This window comes from Marinomonas foliarum, assembly GCF_016906065.1.
GTDB classification, from domain to species: Bacteria; Pseudomonadota; Gammaproteobacteria; order Pseudomonadales; family Marinomonadaceae; genus Marinomonas; species Marinomonas foliarum.
This window is the reverse complement of the sequence record NZ_CP070273.1, coordinates 3,979,161-3,994,789: the sequence shown is the minus strand read 5'-3', so window position 1 is coordinate 3,994,789 and position 15,629 is coordinate 3,979,161. Positions and strand designations below refer to the sequence as shown.

18 protein-coding genes are annotated in these 15,629 nt (G+C 41.9%); 7 read left to right on the top strand and 11 right to left on the bottom strand.

What is annotated here, in order from left to right; all coding sequences use genetic code 11:
- The first annotated feature begins 69 nt into the window (after nucleotides 1-69).
- On the top strand, nucleotides 70-693 hold the full coding sequence (lexA, locus tag JSY38_RS18475; RefSeq protein ID WP_114411958.1) for a transcriptional repressor LexA: 624 nt from the start codon (nucleotides 70-72) through the stop codon (nucleotides 691-693).
- Between the two features lie 100 nt (nucleotides 694-793).
- Here lexA and JSY38_RS18470 read toward each other — a convergent pair whose 3' ends face one another.
- The 3 genes from JSY38_RS18470 to topA are packed head-to-tail and all read right to left on the bottom strand — an operon-like array spanning nucleotide 794 to nucleotide 4,160.
- Nucleotides 794-1,060: a hypothetical protein gene (locus JSY38_RS18470; RefSeq protein ID WP_114411957.1), complete on the bottom strand. Its 267-nt coding sequence runs from the start codon at nucleotides 1,058-1,060 to the stop codon at nucleotides 794-796.
- Between the two features lie 2 nt (nucleotides 1,061-1,062).
- A complete protein-coding gene (locus JSY38_RS18465; RefSeq protein WP_114411956.1) occupies nucleotides 1,063-1,533 on the bottom strand; it encodes a DUF6586 family protein in 471 nt (156 codons plus the stop codon).
- On the bottom strand, nucleotides 1,530-4,160 hold the full coding sequence (gene topA, locus JSY38_RS18460; protein WP_205114632.1) for a type I DNA topoisomerase: 2,631 nt from the start codon (nucleotides 4,158-4,160) through the stop codon (nucleotides 1,530-1,532). The genes JSY38_RS18465 and topA overlap by 4 nt, the downstream gene beginning before the upstream one ends.
- A 189-nt stretch (nucleotides 4,161-4,349) precedes the next feature.
- On the opposite strand from topA, the gene JSY38_RS18455 reads away from it, so the two are divergent.
- Entirely contained in the window at nucleotides 4,350-5,108 is a 759-nt protein-coding gene (locus JSY38_RS18455; protein WP_114411954.1) for a DNA topoisomerase I, read from the top strand.
- Nucleotides 5,109-5,126: 18 nt separating this feature from the next.
- Here JSY38_RS18455 and JSY38_RS18450 read toward each other — a convergent pair whose 3' ends face one another.
- Nucleotides 5,127-5,621, bottom strand: coding sequence for a hypothetical protein (locus JSY38_RS18450; RefSeq protein ID WP_205114630.1), 495 nt, complete (start codon nucleotides 5,619-5,621; stop codon nucleotides 5,127-5,129).
- 66 nt (nucleotides 5,622-5,687) lie between these two features.
- Between JSY38_RS18450 and JSY38_RS18445 the strand changes: the two genes are divergently transcribed.
- Nucleotides 5,688-6,122, top strand: a complete 435-nt coding sequence (locus JSY38_RS18445; RefSeq protein WP_114411952.1) for a universal stress protein — start codon at nucleotides 5,688-5,690, stop codon at nucleotides 6,120-6,122.
- 80 nt (nucleotides 6,123-6,202) lie between these two features.
- Here the strand turns inward: JSY38_RS18445 and cysS are convergent, their stop codons facing one another.
- The 5 genes from cysS to JSY38_RS18420 all read right to left on the bottom strand — a co-directional run bounded on the left by cysS (nucleotide 6,203) and on the right by JSY38_RS18420 (nucleotide 11,415).
- A complete protein-coding gene (cysS, locus tag JSY38_RS18440; RefSeq protein ID WP_205114629.1) occupies nucleotides 6,203-7,585 on the bottom strand; it encodes a cysteine--tRNA ligase in 1,383 nt (460 codons plus the stop codon).
- A 4-nt stretch (nucleotides 7,586-7,589) separates the two neighbouring features.
- Nucleotides 7,590-9,263 carry a glutamine--tRNA ligase/YqeY domain fusion protein gene (locus tag JSY38_RS18435; protein WP_205114628.1) on the bottom strand — a complete coding sequence of 558 codons (1,674 nt, stop codon included), beginning with the start codon at nucleotides 9,261-9,263 and terminating at the stop codon, nucleotides 7,590-7,592.
- A gap of 111 nt (nucleotides 9,264-9,374) precedes the next feature.
- A complete protein-coding gene (locus tag JSY38_RS18430) occupies nucleotides 9,375-9,704 on the bottom strand; it encodes an AzlD domain-containing protein (RefSeq protein WP_114413640.1) in 330 nt (109 codons plus the stop codon).
- Nucleotides 9,701-10,435 carry an AzlC family ABC transporter permease gene (locus tag JSY38_RS18425; protein ID WP_205114627.1) on the bottom strand — a complete coding sequence of 245 codons (735 nt, stop codon included), beginning with the start codon at nucleotides 10,433-10,435 and terminating at the stop codon, nucleotides 9,701-9,703. The genes JSY38_RS18430 and JSY38_RS18425 overlap by 4 nt, the downstream gene beginning before the upstream one ends.
- Nucleotides 10,432-11,415 carry a bifunctional helix-turn-helix transcriptional regulator/GNAT family N-acetyltransferase gene (locus tag JSY38_RS18420; protein ID WP_205114626.1) on the bottom strand — a complete coding sequence of 328 codons (984 nt, stop codon included), beginning with the start codon at nucleotides 11,413-11,415 and terminating at the stop codon, nucleotides 10,432-10,434. Before JSY38_RS18420 ends, JSY38_RS18425 begins: the two co-directional genes overlap by 4 nt.
- Nucleotides 11,416-11,639: 224 nt before the next feature.
- Between JSY38_RS18420 and queC the strand changes: the two genes are divergently transcribed.
- The 4 genes from queC to JSY38_RS18400 all read left to right on the top strand — a co-directional run bounded on the left by queC (nucleotide 11,640) and on the right by JSY38_RS18400 (nucleotide 14,427).
- Nucleotides 11,640-12,299: a 7-cyano-7-deazaguanine synthase QueC gene (queC, locus tag JSY38_RS18415; RefSeq protein ID WP_114413643.1), complete on the top strand. Its 660-nt coding sequence runs from the start codon at nucleotides 11,640-11,642 to the stop codon at nucleotides 12,297-12,299.
- 157 nt (nucleotides 12,300-12,456) lie between these two features.
- Nucleotides 12,457-13,107 carry a 7-carboxy-7-deazaguanine synthase gene (gene queE, locus JSY38_RS18410; RefSeq protein ID WP_114413637.1) on the top strand — a complete coding sequence of 217 codons (651 nt, stop codon included), beginning with the start codon at nucleotides 12,457-12,459 and terminating at the stop codon, nucleotides 13,105-13,107.
- A 49-nt stretch (nucleotides 13,108-13,156) separates the two neighbouring features.
- Nucleotides 13,157-13,651 (top strand): peptidylprolyl isomerase, encoded by a 495-nt coding sequence (locus JSY38_RS18405; protein WP_114413636.1) that lies wholly within the window; start codon nucleotides 13,157-13,159, stop codon nucleotides 13,649-13,651.
- Entirely contained in the window at nucleotides 13,651-14,427 is a 777-nt protein-coding gene (locus JSY38_RS18400) for a UDP-2,3-diacylglucosamine diphosphatase (RefSeq protein WP_205114625.1), read from the top strand. The genes JSY38_RS18405 and JSY38_RS18400 overlap by 1 nt, the downstream gene beginning before the upstream one ends.
- Before the next feature lie 93 nt (nucleotides 14,428-14,520).
- On the opposite strand, the gene JSY38_RS18395 is transcribed toward JSY38_RS18400, so the two are convergent.
- The gene (locus JSY38_RS18395) at nucleotides 14,521-14,832 is read right to left on the bottom strand and encodes a hypothetical protein (protein ID WP_114413634.1); all 312 of its coding nucleotides are present in this window, start codon (nucleotides 14,830-14,832) and stop codon (nucleotides 14,521-14,523) included.
- Between the two features lie 136 nt (nucleotides 14,833-14,968).
- On the bottom strand, nucleotides 14,969-15,580 hold the full coding sequence (locus JSY38_RS18390) for a MiaE family protein (protein WP_205114624.1): 612 nt from the start codon (nucleotides 15,578-15,580) through the stop codon (nucleotides 14,969-14,971).
- Between the last annotated feature and the right edge of the window lie 49 nt (nucleotides 15,581-15,629).

Below are 15,629 nucleotides of genomic sequence, written 5' to 3'. Positions count from 1 at the left end.
TTATATCATTGAGTATAGTTAGGAATGCTGTATATAATAACAGTAACTGTATAAACAACCAGATACCCTATGATTAAATTAACCAAAAGACAATCTGACGTACTAGAAACCATTCGCGAGTTTATTATCGAAACGGGGTTTCCACCTACCAGAGCAGAAATAGCGCGCCGACTTGGGTTTAAATCACCCAATGCAGCGGAAGAGCATCTCAAAGCCTTGAGCAAAAAAGGCGCAATAGAGATGCTGTCTGGCGCATCACGCGGAATACGCCTAATCGACACCGAGCCAAGTAATGACTCTGCCGATGACCTTGGCCTACCCGTTATAGGCAAAGTCGCTGCAGGTTACCCCATTTTGGCACAGGAGAATATTGCTTCTCACGTGAATATACCTGCGGCTATGTTTTCCCCCCAAGCAGACTACTTCCTTTCTGTCTCAGGAACCAGTATGAAAGACATCGGCATTATGGAAGGCGATTTATTAGCCGTACATAAAACTACTGCTGTTCGTAATGGCCAAATCGTCGTCGCTCGTATTGGTGACGAAGTAACGGTAAAGCGTTTCGAACAAAAAGGCAGTATCGTCCGACTCATCCCAGAGAACGAAGAATTTAGCGATATTATCGTTGATCTTGAAAGCGAAGATTTTGCCATTGAAGGATTATCTGTCGGTGTCATCCGTCAAGGTCTTTAAGCACAAAATCTGAGTCAATCTCTTGCTAATCAATAAAAAAGCGAAGCTTAAGGCTTCGCTTTTTTATTTGGCGCGAGGTCTTCACACCATTCATGCTGACTTAATGTAGAATTTTAGGGCGAAATTCTTCATCGTCTAGGTAACCTGCATCTTCATCAAAGCTCGATTCATCAGAATAAACAAAATCAATTCCAGCATGAAACATATGCTTTGCCAATTCAAAGTACCGATCTTTGAGGTAAGAGCGTGTGTCATCGGAAATTTTTAATGTTGCTAGCGGAACGGTTTCCTCACCATCTTCAGAGGCTGGACGTAGCACAATATCGCCGTTATCAAGCTCAACAATTTCTAGGTAGGATTCTTTCATATTCAATACTCTGATGACTCTTCTCTAAAACGTAACACTAATTCAACTAGCTTAGCCAGATAGTAACTCACTGATGCACCAGCATCGCTTCCTCGGCCGATCAAATTGTCACTCTGGACCAGCGGCGACGCCGAACTTTTACATTCAAATTGAGCCAAATAAGCTTGATCAAGCTGAAAATACCAAGAATCTTTTCGCGTTAACAAATCAGCCAGTTCAGATAACACTGGCACAACAATTTGCTTAGAATCAGACTCCTCTAATAATTTTGCCACATCCAGCGAGCCAGATAACGAATACGCTAAAGATACTTCTTTCAACAAGCCATTGAATGCGCTTCTTAACTGGAAAACTGCTGAGCTTTCAAGTCCAACACTTAACCAAGCTTCTTGGCTTTCCTGGCTTTGTTGAATAAAGCGTCTTGCTGTATCTAATTTTTGGTTAGTAAGGCTCGCTAAACTGGCGACACTCATTTTTTCTTACCTTCCTCGATCACCCATTTAGAGCCGACAAAAAAAGCCTTCCAACCAGTTGGTTTGCCCTCTTCGTTTTCCGTCATGACATATTGCTCTTTTGTCTTGCGGCTATAGCGAATAATGGATGGGCGACCTTCTGAGTCCTTTACTGGCGCTTTAGCAAAGAAATGGTATTTAGGGTCAATTTGATCCATATAAGGAAGCAGTTCTTTTACCAAAGGCGCTCTTGTTTCTCGCTTACGAGGGAACTGACTAGCAGCAAGAAATAAACCCGTTGCACCATCGCGGAGCACATAGTGGTCTTCCACTTTTTGACAGGCAAGATCAGGCATTGGCACAGGATCCATCTTCGGTGGCGCAGCTTCACCGCTTTTCAATAGCTTACGAGTGTTTTTACACTCCTCGTTTGTACAGCCAAAGTATTTACCAAAGCGACCCGTTTTAAGCTGCATTTCGGAGCTACATTTGTCACATTCAAGTGTTGGACCATCGTAACCTTTTATTTTAAAGGTTCCGGTTTCTACTTCATAACCAGAACAAGCTGGGTTGTTACCACAAACATGTAACTTACGACCTTCATCCATTAAGTAGCTGTCCATCGCCGATCCACAAATCTTACAGCGATGCTTATTTATCAATGCCTTAGATTCACCTTCCTCATCATCAATAGCAACAGCTTCGTCACCACGAACAAGGTTAATCGTTGCTTTACAGCGCTCTTTGGGTGGAAGCGCATAGCCAGAACAAGACATAAATACGCCGGTACTCGCCGTACGAATTTGCATCGGACGAGAACAGGTTGGGCATTCAATGTCTGTTGGAGTTGGCTCATTTAGCATCATGCCGCCATCAGGCGATTCTGCTTTGGCAAGAACAGAGCTAAAGTCTTTATAAAACGCATTAAGCGTCTTTATCCAATCTTTATTACCTTCTGCGATATTGTCTAGTTGTTCTTCCATTTGCGCTGTAAAGCTGAAGTTCATCAAGGAATTAAAACTATCAACTAGGCGTTCTGTAACGATGTCGCCCATTTTTTCTGCATAGAAGCGACGATTCTCAACTCGCACATAACCACGATCTTGAATCGTAGAAATAATAGATGCATATGTAGAAGGTCGACCAATACCACGTTTTTCAAGCTCTTTAACCAAGCTCGCTTCGCTAAAGCGCGCCACAGGCTTAGTAAAATGTTGTTCAGGTAATAATTCTTTAAGCGTAAGATATTCACCCTGACCTACGTCCGGCAAAATATTATCTTCACCCTTTTTAGCAACCGTCTGCATAGCACGAGTGTAACCATCAAAACGCAGAATGCGGCCTTTTGCTTTGAACTCATACTCACCTGTCGTTACTGTGATCGTAGTAGAGGTGTATTCCGCTGGTGTCATTTGACAAGCCATAAACTGACTACGGATCAAGTCGTACAAGCGATGCGCGTCTTTTTCCATGCCAAGCAGGTCATCAACCCGTACAGTGACATCAGAAGGACGAATTGCCTCATGAGCCTCTTGAGCACCCTCTTTACTGCTATAACGAATAGGATCAGCTGGCAAATAAGCATCACCAAAAGTAGAAGAAATATAGCCTCTAAGAGCCTCTACAGCATCGACACTTAAATTAGTCGAGTCTGTACGCATGTAAGTGATATAACCACCTTCATACAGACGCTGAGCAAGCATCATTGTCTTCTTAACACCATAGCCCAAGCGTGTACTTGCTGCCTGCTGTAACGTAGAGGTGATAAACGGTGCAGACGGCTTACTGCTGGTTGGTTTATCTTCTCGACTGCTAACGAGGTATTTGGCATCATTTAAACGAGCAACATGCTCATCCGATTGAGTCTTGTTAACAGGACGATATTCTTTATTTTGATATTTTGCCGCTTCAAACTTAATAACGTCTTTTGAAGGCGTAGCCAGCATGGCATCCAATTCCCAAAATTCATCAGGAACAAATGCACGAATCTCTTTTTCACGCTCAACGATTAAACGCACTGCAACGGATTGAACCCGGCCTGCAGACAAGCCTCTTGCTACTTTAGACCAAAGTAACGGCGAAACCATAAAGCCAACCACTCGGTCTAAGAAACGACGAGCCTGTTGAGCATTCACGCGATTCATATCTAGTTCAGATGGCGTTTCAAACGCCGCCTTAATCGCCTTTTTAGTAATCTCATTAAAGACCACTCGCTTATAACGGCTATCATCACCGCCAATTGCTTCACGCAAGTGCCATGCAATTGCCTCACCCTCTCTATCCAAATCGGTCGCGAGATAGATGGTGTCAGCATTTTTTGCTAAGCGTTTTAATTCATCGACAACTTTTTCTTTGCCTGGCAAAATTTCGTAGTGAGCTTTCCAATTACTTTCTGGGTCAACTCCCATTCTTGAAATCAATTGCGTACGAGACTTTTTACTTTTATAGGCGAGCTTTTCTTCTGGGCTCATTTTTCTCGTCAAAGCGGCCTGCTTTGCACGCTCTTGAGGTGTAGAGGTAGCTGTTGTACCTGTAGGTAAGTCTCGAATGTGCCCTACACTAGATTTGACAACAAAGTCATTACCCAAGTATTTATTGATGGTTTTCGCCTTAGCAGGCGATTCCACGATAACCAGTGATTTTCCCATTGAACTGTGTAAGCCTTTTATAAAGTAGGTCTGCAAATCCACGTTGCACGAAGTTTAATCTCTAGGGGCGCTGATATTAAGTAAACATCTTTTATATGACAAGCGATCCCTGTATTGTTTCACACATTAAATCTTGTTGAACTTAGTATTTCTTATTTAACATACTGAATTCATTGCTTAAGGACAATCATGGCTACCCTTCAAATATTAACAATTGCATTTTTGATCATTATTGTACTTTTGTCTGTGGTCATAGGTTCGCGTGCCCATCAAAAAGAAAAAGAGATAACACAGCGACGCGTGAAACAACTACAACTATCAAACAGAGCTGATCGTGTAGAACAACATATCCGTGGCTTAAAAGATATCAATACGGATACCATTGCCACTGATGTGCTATATGATTTCTATCTAGACACACTTAGAGAACTTCTGCAATACACAGATGACCCCGAAAAAATTGAAATTCGCATAGCCACTGCGGAAGAAGGCCGTGAAAACGAACCTCTAACATTTAACCCAGAGCCAGAGCTTTTTAGTTTCCAAGAAAAATCAAACTATAAAGAAAGATTAACAAAACTAGCAAAAATGCTACTGTATTTACGTCGTAAAGGCCGCATCAGCAATTCTCATTACCAAGGCTGTTACGAGTACCTTCGCTGGCTTAATCTATGGGTGCAAGTTAATCGTCAAATGGTACAAGCAAACAAAAATTTTGACAGTGGTGATATGCGTGTAGCCCAAACTCTTTATGGTGTCATTTTATCTCATATCAAATCTGATGAGACTGAGCGTCCAGAAAAAAACACGCTTAAAAATTTCATTACCGATAGAATGAAAGAAATACTATCCCCTCAAATCGCTGCCATGCAAGCAAGTGACAACCCAGAAGAGGTATTGTCTGAGTTGTTACATGGCTTAGAAGCACCGAAAGACAGTTCAACGTGATAAATACTTAAAGTAGTGTCATTTTTGATGAGCGACACTACTTATAGCTTCCAATGCTGTAATCAGTTGAGACAACTCATTTAAGACTGCCTCATCTCCCCTCTCATCCCAATAACAAAAAACACCATCTGCAGTTATTTTAACGGCCGATAATATGGAAGTATATTTCTCTAAAATCCCCAATGTTTTTAGATCTAAATCAATAGCCTCACTTGTCCACCACCCCTCAGTAATTGAGCGATACTTCCAAACCTCAAAAGGCAATATCCAAATAGTTTCTGACAAACTAACTAGTGGCTTAAGGCGATAATGTGAATAAGCTACTGTTTTTTGCCTATTTTTTGATTTGTCCCACTTGTCAGGAAGGTCAATTGATGTAAGCTGGACGGTAATTCCAAGCTTTCGGGCCTGCATACGTAGACTCATTCGCTGGCGCTCTTTTTTTGGAGGCATAATCCACAGTGCCGAACCCATTAATGACAATGTAATAAAAATAACGATAAGAGCAGTCATAATTTTAAGTGTCTCTCTAAGTTTTAAACTAAAATTAGTAAATCGATCTAAATTTGGAGGTGTTCTATGATGTATAACAGAATTCTACTCGCTGTTGATCTAACCGATGAAAGTATCAAGGTAGCAAATAAGGCTGTTGCACTATGTAAGGCTACTGGCGCAGAACTTACCATACTTCACGTCATTGAATCACTCAATTACGCCTATGGTGGTGACGTTCCAATAGATATCACAGATATTCAGGCGCAACTGCAAGAGACAGCCAAAGAGCGTATCGCCATTCTTGAAGCCCAGTTGGACGTTCCCGTTCAAGAGAGCTGCATTTCTCAAGGCGGTATAGAAAGTGAAATACACCGCATTGCAGAAGAAAAGAAAGTCGATTTAATTGTTGTCGGTAGTCATGGTCGCCATGGTCTTGCCCTACTACTAGGATCTACAGCAAATGGCGTGCTTCACGGCGCACCATGTGACGTACTAGCGGTTAAAGTCGTAAAAGACTAAACAAAAGCTGCTCACTAGTCACACAATAAAAAAGGCGATGTTTTATAACATCGCCTTTTTCGTTTGCATCGCAGAGTATATTAACTTCTTGTCCAGGTTGTTCCTTCACGGCTATCAAGCAGTTCAATGCCTTGGCTAGCTAATTCGTCTCGAATCTCATCACTACGTGCAAAGTTTTTGTCTTTACGGGCCTGCGTTCTTTCGTCGATCAAGGCCTGTATTGCAGATTCATCCAGCCCCTCAGAAACAGTACTGTTTTGTAAAAAGTACTCAGGGTCTTGATAAAGCAAACCTAACAACTCGGCTAAGAATCGTAATTCAGCAGCTAACGCAGAAGCTTTATTCACATCTTCTGTTTTGGCTTTATTTAGCTCGCGCACAAGTTCAAACAAAACAGAAACAGCAACAGCTGTGTTGAAATCGTCTTTCATCGCCTCTTCGAAGCGCTCAGTGAAGTCCGTTGGCTCATACGACTCAGCAACTGGCTGCTGACGCAAAGCGGTATACAAGCGCTCTAGAGCAACCTTAGCCTCTGACAAGCTTTGATCGGAGTAATCAATCGCACTGCGATATTGGCTTGAAACCATCAAGTAGCGAACCACTTCAGGATTAAACTTGGCCAATACATCACGTACCGTAAAAAAATTACCCAAGGATTTGGACATCTTTTCATTGTTAACTCGAACTGCACCACAGTGCATCCAATAGTTAACATAATCCTTGCCGGTTGCTGCTTCAGATTGAGCTATTTCGTTTTCATGGTGTGGAAATTTAAGGTCAGGACCGCCACCATGAATATCAAAATGACTACCAAGACAATTCGTCGACATAGCAGAACATTCAATGTGCCAACCAGGTCGGCCATCACCCCATGGAGAAGCCCAAGAAACCTCACCCGATTTTGCCTGCTTCCACAAAACAAAGTCTGCAGGGTGCTCTTTGGCCACTTCAACATCGATACGCGCACCAGCCAACATATCTTCAAGCTTACGGTTGTTTAATTTACCATAATCTTTGAATTTAGTTGCTCGGTAATAAACATCACCGGAAGTGCCCTGATAAGCAAACCCTTTATCAATAAGGATTTGCACCATATCGATAATTTCTTGCATGAACTCAGTGGCTTTTGGTTCACGGTCCGGCATTTTATTACCAAGACGTAACTCGTCTTCGCGTTGTGCTGCGATCATGCGCTCAGTCAAAGACTGAGTTGATTCATTATTTTCCTCAGCGCGCTTAATGATCTTGTCGTCAACATCGGTAATGTTACGAACGTAGTTAAGCTCGTAACCTAGGTGACGAATAAAACGCGAAATAATATCAAAGGAAATCATCGCGCGCGCATGACCAATGTGACAGAAGTCGTATACCGTGTTACCACAGACATACATGCCTACCTTGCCTTCTTCGATTGGTTTGAAAATTTCTTTCTTCCCACTTAGGGTGTTGTAAACCTTCAACATGCGCTTAATTTCCTTTCGCTTCGATTTTCGCCCAAGAATCACGTAGTGTCACAGTACGGTTAAATACCATTCCGTCTTCTTTCAAGTCGCGGCAGAAGTAGCCTTCACGCTCAAACTGGAAGCCCTGACCTTTGTCAGATGTCACCAAGGAAGGCTCAACTTTGGCATTGGTTAATACAGTCAAAGACTCTGGATTAATAAAGTCCAAGAAAGTTTTATCTTCATAGTTTGCATCAGGCGCTTCATTTACGAACAAACGATCATAAAGATTCACTGTTGCGTCTACCGCGTGTTTCGCACTTACCCAATGTATAACGCCTTTTGGCTTATAACCTTCTGGGTTAACACCAAGGGTATTTTCATCATAACGACAAAGTAGCTCGACAACTTCTCCGGCATCGTTTTTAATCGCTTCATCGCAAGTAATCACGTAACCACCACGTAAACGAACCGCACCATCAAGCGTCAAACGCTTCCACTTACGAGGAGGCACTTCAGCAAAATCCGCAGCGTCAATGTATAGCTCTTTGCTAAACGGAACTTCACGCGTACCCGCCTCTTCATTCTTCGGATGGTTACCAACAGTGAATATCTCTTCTTTGTCTACTGGGTAATTGGTCAATGTCACCTTAATAGGATTTAGCACAACCATGGCGCGATTTGCACTTGCATCCAAATCTTCACGAATTGCGTGCTCTAGCATACCGACATCCACAACACTGTCAGACTTAGTCACACCAATACGCTCACAAAAGTTACGGATAGACAATGAGGTATAACCACGACGACGCAAGCCGGAAATGGTTGGCATACGAGGATCATCCCAACCATGGACATGCTTTTCATCCACTAGCTGTTTTAGCTTACGTTTACTGGTCACCGTGTAATTCAAGTTCAAACGAGCAAACTCAATTTGCTGCGGATGAGCAGTCTTTAGTGTATCCAACACCCAATCGTACAATGGACGGTGATCTTGGAATTCTAATGTACATACAGAGTGAGTAATGTTTTCCAACGCATCAGACAAGCAATGAGTGAAGTCATACATTGGATAGACACACCATTTGTCACCTGTTTGGTGGTGATGTACGTGACGAACGCGATAGATTATAGGATCACGCATATTGATGTTTGGGCTCGCCATATCAATTTTGGCACGTAAAACAACTTCACCATCTTTGTACTTGCCGTTTTTCATGTCCATAAAAATGGCCATATTTTCTTCAACGGTTCGATCGCGGAAAGGACTATTCTTACCAGGCTCTTTTAACGTGCCACGGTATTCGCGCATTTGCTCAGCATTTAATTCACAGACATACGCTTTACCGGCTTGAATAAGCTGTACCGCAAAATCGAACAACTGATCAAAATAGTCAGAAGCGAACTTAGGTTCATCTTTCCACTCAAACCCTAGCCACTCAACATCTTTCTTGATCGATTCAATGTATTCAACACTTTCCTTCTCTGGGTTAGTGTCATCGAAACGTAGATTACATTGACCGTTGTAACGCTGTGCTAAGCCAAAATTAAGGCAAATAGATTTAGCATGACCAATGTGTAAGTAGCCATTTGGCTCAGGTGGGAAGCGTGTAAGTACCTTACCGCCATGCTTGCCTGATTCGTTATCTTTATCAATGATTTGGGTAATGAAATTACCTGGTTTAGACGTTTCTGACATGTTTGATGTAAGTCCCGATAAGTGTTGATCTAACAATATTGTTACTTTGACCAGCAAGTATATAGTATTTAGGTTTCCATGGGATATTGGGCAGAAAATCTTTTCTCTTTTTTATAAAGAAAACCCATATTTCGCTACAAAGAAAACCAAAACACCTACGAGAATCGTTAGTAATTGATGCTGACGCCAAATACCCACAACGAAGGCCGCAAACGCACCAAGCAACCAAGGGTTGGACAGAGACAAATCCATATGTTGATTTGGCATTAGGGTCATCGGAGTAATAATGGCTGTAAGAACGGCAACGGGTACAAATTTAAGTGCTTTTTCAATAAAAGCGGGCATGACGACTTTATCTGCTCTAGCAAACAGCGCAAACCGCACACCAAAGGTGACAGCAAACATACCTATGATAATTAAAACGCTTTGCCACAAATTCATTTGCTCACCTCTTGCATACTGGTTTCTGATTTTGAAATCGTTTTATTAGAAGAATCACTCACAAATCCCATTGCCACGCCAATTACCGCAGATACAAGAAGTCCCAAGTTATTAGGCAATCCAGATAGAACAATCGAAGACACTCCTGCACTTAACAAACACAACCAAAATGCCTTGTGTTTTAAATATGGCGTAATGATGCCAATAAAGGTCGCCACCATTGCGAACTCTAACCCCCAGTCACTCATACCTGGTATTAGTTCACCGGACAGAACGCCTAAAACGGTTGTCACATTCCACATGATATAAAACGAGAGAAACGAACCGAGGTAGACTTTGTGTCCATTATTTTCATCCGCCGAGCCCACTTCATACATAGGACGGACCGCCGCATAGGTTTCATCTGTTAAACCAAACCCCATAATCACACGCATGGGCATTGGCAAATGCTTCACAAACTTCACCAAATCCGCGGCGTATAAAAGATGACGAAGATTAACAATAAAGGTGGTCGAAACAATTACCCATATAGGCGCATGTAAGGCGATCAAACCCAGCGCAACAAACTGCGCTGAGCCCGCGAAAACAAAAGCCGACATAGCAACAGCAAACCAGGGACTCAACCCATAACTCGATGCTAATGAACCAAACAGCAAACCAAAAGGAATGCCACCAATAATCATAGGTATGGAGGCTACAGCTCCTCGACGCATATGTTGCATTGTATTCATGAAGGATCTCGATCCGTTTTCAATATTAATGACTTTTCCATGTAAACATCTGCTCTTGCGTACAAAGAAGGAGTGGGAAATTCTTTCTCAACAAAACCATTTTTATCATAAAGGCGCCTAGCCAATTTCAGGCATGACGCTGTTTCTAGCGACAACAACGAAAAGCCTTGTTGATGAGAAAATGCAATGGCTGTAGAAAGCAGAGCTTGAGCCACCCCACCTCCTTGAGCGTGCTCAGCAACTGATAGTTTAAACACTTCGCCTTTGTTGTGATTCAAAGAATCGTTTTCCAAAGGGGCAAAAGCAATCGTTCCAACAACAGAATCAAGTGTTTTCGTTTTACGAACCGCCACCCAAACCACGCCACCTTTCTGAATAATTTCTTGCTGCGGGTTACTCAATATCTTTCGATCTTTATCGTCAATTTGATTTGGAAAATAACGTTCTAGCCACGCCATATTAAGATCATAAAAGGCTTTTTCGTGTTGAGTCTCTAGTAAGACAATATCAATAGGCCCTAAACGGTCCAGCACTTTATCCGCCAAACTCCCACTTAACACCTCTGATTCCAAAATTGACAAAGCATCCATAAAGTTTTCACTCGAATAAGTCGTCATTTTTTCAAGGATAATTTTCATTTCTTGTAGAACCGGCTCTACCCGCTGCATAGCGCTTAAGCCAAGTTCAGAAAGCTGCAAGGAAGACCTTCGCTGATCTTGATCATCAACTGTTTTTTCTAAGAGGCTTTCTTTGATCATCTTAGTGGTTTGCTTGCTCACCGCTGGGTGACTTAGATGCAACCTATCTGCAATTTCCATCACAGATAAGCTTCCGGTTTTCTGCAACAACCTAAGGATCGGAAAGTATGTTGCCGAAATAGGGATCTCACATTGAGAATAAATTTCTTGTACTTGAATAAACAAATGATCACTTAACCGCTTTAGCCGACTTCCAAGCGTCAATACTCCAAACTGCTCCATCGATCTTCCAAATCATAATTATGAATAAGCAAAAGCTACCATAAAATAGGTAACCAGTTACGCAAATTAAAATATCTTAAATTTTTCACCGTTACAAGCTTTGTTTTACCTTGGATTTCTAGTTGGAACGTTTGGCTATCTGCTATACTCCGCGTTTTTCAACCCTCGCCTTAATAGAGCCACTGTTACCACTTTTATTAAGGCTAATTTAGAGGAACCAAATGATGTCTGAAAAAGCCGTCGTTGTGTATTCAGGGGGAATGGATTCATTTACCGTTCTGAATACAGCAATTGAAAACGGACTGGATGTTTATGCTTTATCCTTTAACTACGGACAAAAGCACAGCAAAGAATTAGATGTTGCTACCAAGGTTTGCCAAGCCTTAAATATCCCCCACAAAGTCGTCGATATCACAGCAATTAATAGCTTGATGGCGAACTCTTCTCTTACTAGTGATGCTGACATCCCCGAAGGCCACTACGAAGATGACAATATGAAGTCTACTGTAGTACCGAATCGCAACATGGTTTTACTTTCCATGGCCATTGCGTACGCCGTTTCATTAGAAGCTGGAAAAGTCTATTACGGTGCGCACTCTGGAGATCATCATATCTATCCAGATTGCCGTCCAGAATTTGTTGAAGCCATGAATGCTGTGTCTAAGATTGCCAACTATCAATCGGTTGAAATTGTCACACCGTTTTTACATGCCTCAAAAGGTGAGATTTTAAAAGTCGGTTTGGATATGAAGCTTGATTATGCCAACACTTGGACTTGTTACAACGGTCGCGAAAAATCGTGTGGTAAGTGTGGAGCCTGTTGTGAACGCTTAGAAGCCTTTGCAGAGCAAGGTAAAAAAGACCCACTGGATTACGAAGCTTAAGCAAGAAGTTAGACAAAGAATTACCCCTGATTTTAGTGTGCTTGTTTTAAGGCTTGTTGGCTTTTGTTCCACAAATGACCGATGTAGCCATTAAATTATCAACTAAAGTTATCACCCTTACCTCGACTGTTTTTCGAGATGTAATAGGTATAACCAAATGTATTCTATTAAAGAAGCCTTTTATTCATTACAAGGCGAAGGTGCCCACGCTGGACGCCCTGCTCTATTTTGTCGTTTTACCGGCTGCAACCTATGGTCTGGTCTTGAAAAAACGCGAGCCAAGTCCGAATGTCAATTCTGTGATACTGACTTTATCGGCACAGACGGCCAAAATGGCGGAAAGTTCAAAACCGCCCAACAATTACGATCTCATATCGACGCTCTTTGGCCAGAAAGCCAAGGACATAAATACGTTGTTTTTACCGGTGGTGAACCTGCGCTTCAACTGGACAACGAACTCATTGCTGAAATGAAACGTCATGACTACACCATTGCAATTGAAACCAATGGAACAATGGAATTACCACAAGGAATTGACTGGATTTGCGTGAGTCCAAAAACCGCAAAGCCCTTGATTGTCTCCGAAGGCAATGAACTTAAGCTGGTGTATCCGCAATCACACCTTTCCCCAGAGTTGTTTGAAAACCTAGATTTTCAGCATTTTTATCTGCAACCAATGGATCAAAGTCACTTAACAGCGGATCAAATTCCACTAATAGATACCCAACAAGCCACTTTACACTATTGTTTATCGCATCCAAGGTGGCGTCTTAGCTTACAAACACATAAAATGCTCAACATTGATTGAACATAAATACATTTTGATATTACCGCGTTAACTTTATAAGGAATCTTAAATGATCATTTTACATACAAACCACGGTGACATTCACGTTGAGTTAGATTACGAAAAAGCCCCAAAATCAGCAAAAAACTTTGAAGATTATGTAACATCTGGTTTTTATGACGGCGTTATCTTTCACCGTGTAATCAATGGTTTCATGGTTCAAGGCGGTGGTTTTGAGCCAGGCATGACGCAAAAAGAATCTCGTACTGCCATTGAAAACGAAGCAGACAACGGCCTTAAGAATGAAATCGGTACATTGGCGATGGCTCGCACAATGGATCCACATTCTGCATCCGCTCAGTTCTTTATCAACGTTGCTGATAACAGCTTCCTAAACCACCGTAGTAAAACTCCAGACGGTTGGGGCTACGCTGTGTTTGGTAAAGTGACTGCGGGCATGGATATCGTGAACAAAATCAAAGAAGTAAAAACCACAATGAAATCAGGCCATCAAGATGTGCCTGCTGAAGACGTGATCATCGAAAGTGCTGAACTAGTAAAATAATGATCCGTTATTTCATTTCAGATTTGCACCTTAGTGACAAACGCCCGGATTTAATCCGGGCGTTTGTACAAATGAGCAAAGCACTTATTGCACGCGAAGAAAAGTCAGAGCTTTACATTTTAGGTGACTTCTACGAAGCCTGGATCGGAGACGATTTTCAGGCTGATTGGAATACCGAAATAGAAAATGCCTTGGCGGACATTTCTCAGTCAGGTATAGCTTTGTATTTTTTACATGGCAACCGAGATTTCTTGATTGGTAGCGATTGGATTAACCGTGTTGGCGCTGAGCTTATTCAAGAGCAAACCGAGCTCTCTCTTGAAAATAGCACTGTGCTGCTTACACATGGTGACGAATATTGTTTGGAAGATACTGAATATCAAGCATTCAGAAAAACAGTACGCTCTAAAGCATGGCAAGAACACATATTGGCTATGCCGCTTGAACAGCGTATCGCGCTCGCAGCTCAACTTCGCAATGACAGTAAATCTATGGCATCGGAAAAATCCATGTCTATCATGGATGTCACGCCATCAGCGGTTGCTGAATCTTTAACTAAACATCACTGCAAAACGGTGATTCATGGACACACGCACCGACCTGATGTCCATAAAGATGATCAGTATCTGCGCTGTGTACTAGGTGATTGGGACAAGTTTATTTGGCTGGCAAGTATTGAAGGTAATACATACATTCAATCAAAAGCATTCGTAGAAGACTTTGAACAAAAGGGATTATTTAGCTTACAGGAAGTACACAGAGAGTCTCTTTATTAAGAGATTGTCATCTAAAGTTGTATGTCAGCAGCAAGCCAAAAATCGAATTAGAAGCCAGCCTACGCTGGCTTTTTTCGTATCTTGCATAAATCTCTAGCGATTCAACAACTCACGAACCCAGACTGTTTCTTCACGATTGCGAGAACGAGTAAATTCAATATTGCGATTATGAAGCATAGCGATCGCGCGAAAAAAGGCGTTATTCACGATGACAGGACTCAATTGAATACCATATTCCTGCCACCAATATTGCTGAGCTTTACAGGTAAGCAGTTGGTATAAAAAATCCAGCTCTAAAGACCCTTTATACATAGCATCTAAGTCCACTACAGGGTCAACCTTCGCAATTTCTAAAGCAAGCCAATAAGTCACATCTGGTAGAGTTTCGCTCTTATGTATGCTCATTATATCCCCCAGAATTTCAAGAGTAATATTTTGAGATCCTTGCAGAATCGCTCATCACATAAAGACCTCACTATGAGTGTAGCACCCTACTCAAAAGTAACCAGAAGAAGTCGTCAAAGATTGTGGCATTTTGTAATTAGATTACGCTTGGAGGACCACTGTGCATGCGGAACTCTTCATCAGGTTCGGTAATCAGCTTTTCTTCTAAATTGCGGAAAAAAGCCACACGATCATCAATCGGTTCATTGGAATATTCTTTTGCAAGATCAAGGTAATCCTGAAAGTGCCTTGCTTCGGATTTAAGCAAAGAAATATAGAACTTCGATAACTCTTCATCTAAATGTGGTGCCAAGGCAGCAAATCGTTCACAGGAACGGGCCTCTACAAAAGCACCAATAATCATGGTATCAACTAAACGCGCAGGTTCGTGAGTGCGAATATGTTTACGCAGTCCATCTGCATAGCGTGAGGCCGACAAATGATCGTAGGCAACATCGCGTTTTCGCATGATTTTATGAACTTGCTCAAAGTGCAATAGCTCTTCACGAGCCAAACGTGACATTTTATGCAGAAGATTATCGCGATCAACGTAACGATACATTAAACTCATAGCCGTTGAAGCGGCTTTTTTTTCACAATGAGCGTGATCATTAAGTAGCAGAGTTTGATTCTCAAGTGCCCAATTTACCCATGCCTCAGGCGACTGACATGGAAGAAATTCAACAAGCTCCGGATACGCTGATAACATTACTCTACCTTTTTATGTTAAAAAAAGTGATTATACCTTGTATTAACCA

What these genes read in the sequence shown, in the direction of transcription:
- JSY38_RS18390 (WP_205114624.1), bottom strand. Translation starts at nt 15,580, where the DNA reads ATGTTATCAGCGTATCCGGAGCTTGTTGAATTTCTTCCATGTCAGTCG.
- topA (WP_205114632.1), bottom strand. Translation starts at nt 4,160, where the DNA reads ATGGGAAAATCACTGGTTATCGTGGAATCGCCTGCTAAGGCGAAAACC.
- JSY38_RS18455 (WP_114411954.1), top strand. Translation starts at nt 4,350, where the DNA reads ATGGCTACCCTTCAAATATTAACAATTGCATTTTTGATCATTATTGTA.
- JSY38_RS18400 (WP_205114625.1), top strand. Translation starts at nt 13,651, where the DNA reads ATGATCCGTTATTTCATTTCAGATTTGCACCTTAGTGACAAACGCCCG.
- cysS (WP_205114629.1), bottom strand. Translation starts at nt 7,585, where the DNA reads ATGTTGAAGGTTTACAACACCCTAAGTGGGAAGAAAGAAATTTTCAAA.
- JSY38_RS18420 (WP_205114626.1), bottom strand. Translation starts at nt 11,415, where the DNA reads ATGGAGCAGTTTGGAGTATTGACGCTTGGAAGTCGGCTAAAGCGGTTA.
- JSY38_RS18470 (WP_114411957.1), bottom strand. Translation starts at nt 1,060, where the DNA reads ATGAAAGAATCCTACCTAGAAATTGTTGAGCTTGATAACGGCGATATT.
- queC (WP_114413643.1), top strand. Translation starts at nt 11,640, where the DNA reads ATGTCTGAAAAAGCCGTCGTTGTGTATTCAGGGGGAATGGATTCATTT.
- JSY38_RS18430 (WP_114413640.1), bottom strand. Translation starts at nt 9,704, where the DNA reads ATGAATTTGTGGCAAAGCGTTTTAATTATCATAGGTATGTTTGCTGTC.
- JSY38_RS18405 (WP_114413636.1), top strand. Translation starts at nt 13,157, where the DNA reads ATGATCATTTTACATACAAACCACGGTGACATTCACGTTGAGTTAGAT.
- JSY38_RS18450 (WP_205114630.1), bottom strand. Translation starts at nt 5,621, where the DNA reads ATGACTGCTCTTATCGTTATTTTTATTACATTGTCATTAATGGGTTCG.
- JSY38_RS18445 (WP_114411952.1), top strand. Translation starts at nt 5,688, where the DNA reads ATGATGTATAACAGAATTCTACTCGCTGTTGATCTAACCGATGAAAGT.
- queE (WP_114413637.1), top strand. Translation starts at nt 12,457, where the DNA reads ATGTATTCTATTAAAGAAGCCTTTTATTCATTACAAGGCGAAGGTGCC.
- lexA (WP_114411958.1), top strand. Translation starts at nt 70, where the DNA reads ATGATTAAATTAACCAAAAGACAATCTGACGTACTAGAAACCATTCGC.
- JSY38_RS18425 (WP_205114627.1), bottom strand. Translation starts at nt 10,435, where the DNA reads ATGAATACAATGCAACATATGCGTCGAGGAGCTGTAGCCTCCATACCT.
- JSY38_RS18465 (WP_114411956.1), bottom strand. Translation starts at nt 1,533, where the DNA reads ATGAGTGTCGCCAGTTTAGCGAGCCTTACTAACCAAAAATTAGATACA.
- JSY38_RS18435 (WP_205114628.1), bottom strand. Translation starts at nt 9,263, where the DNA reads ATGTCAGAAACGTCTAAACCAGGTAATTTCATTACCCAAATCATTGAT.
- JSY38_RS18395 (WP_114413634.1), bottom strand. Translation starts at nt 14,832, where the DNA reads ATGAGCATACATAAGAGCGAAACTCTACCAGATGTGACTTATTGGCTT.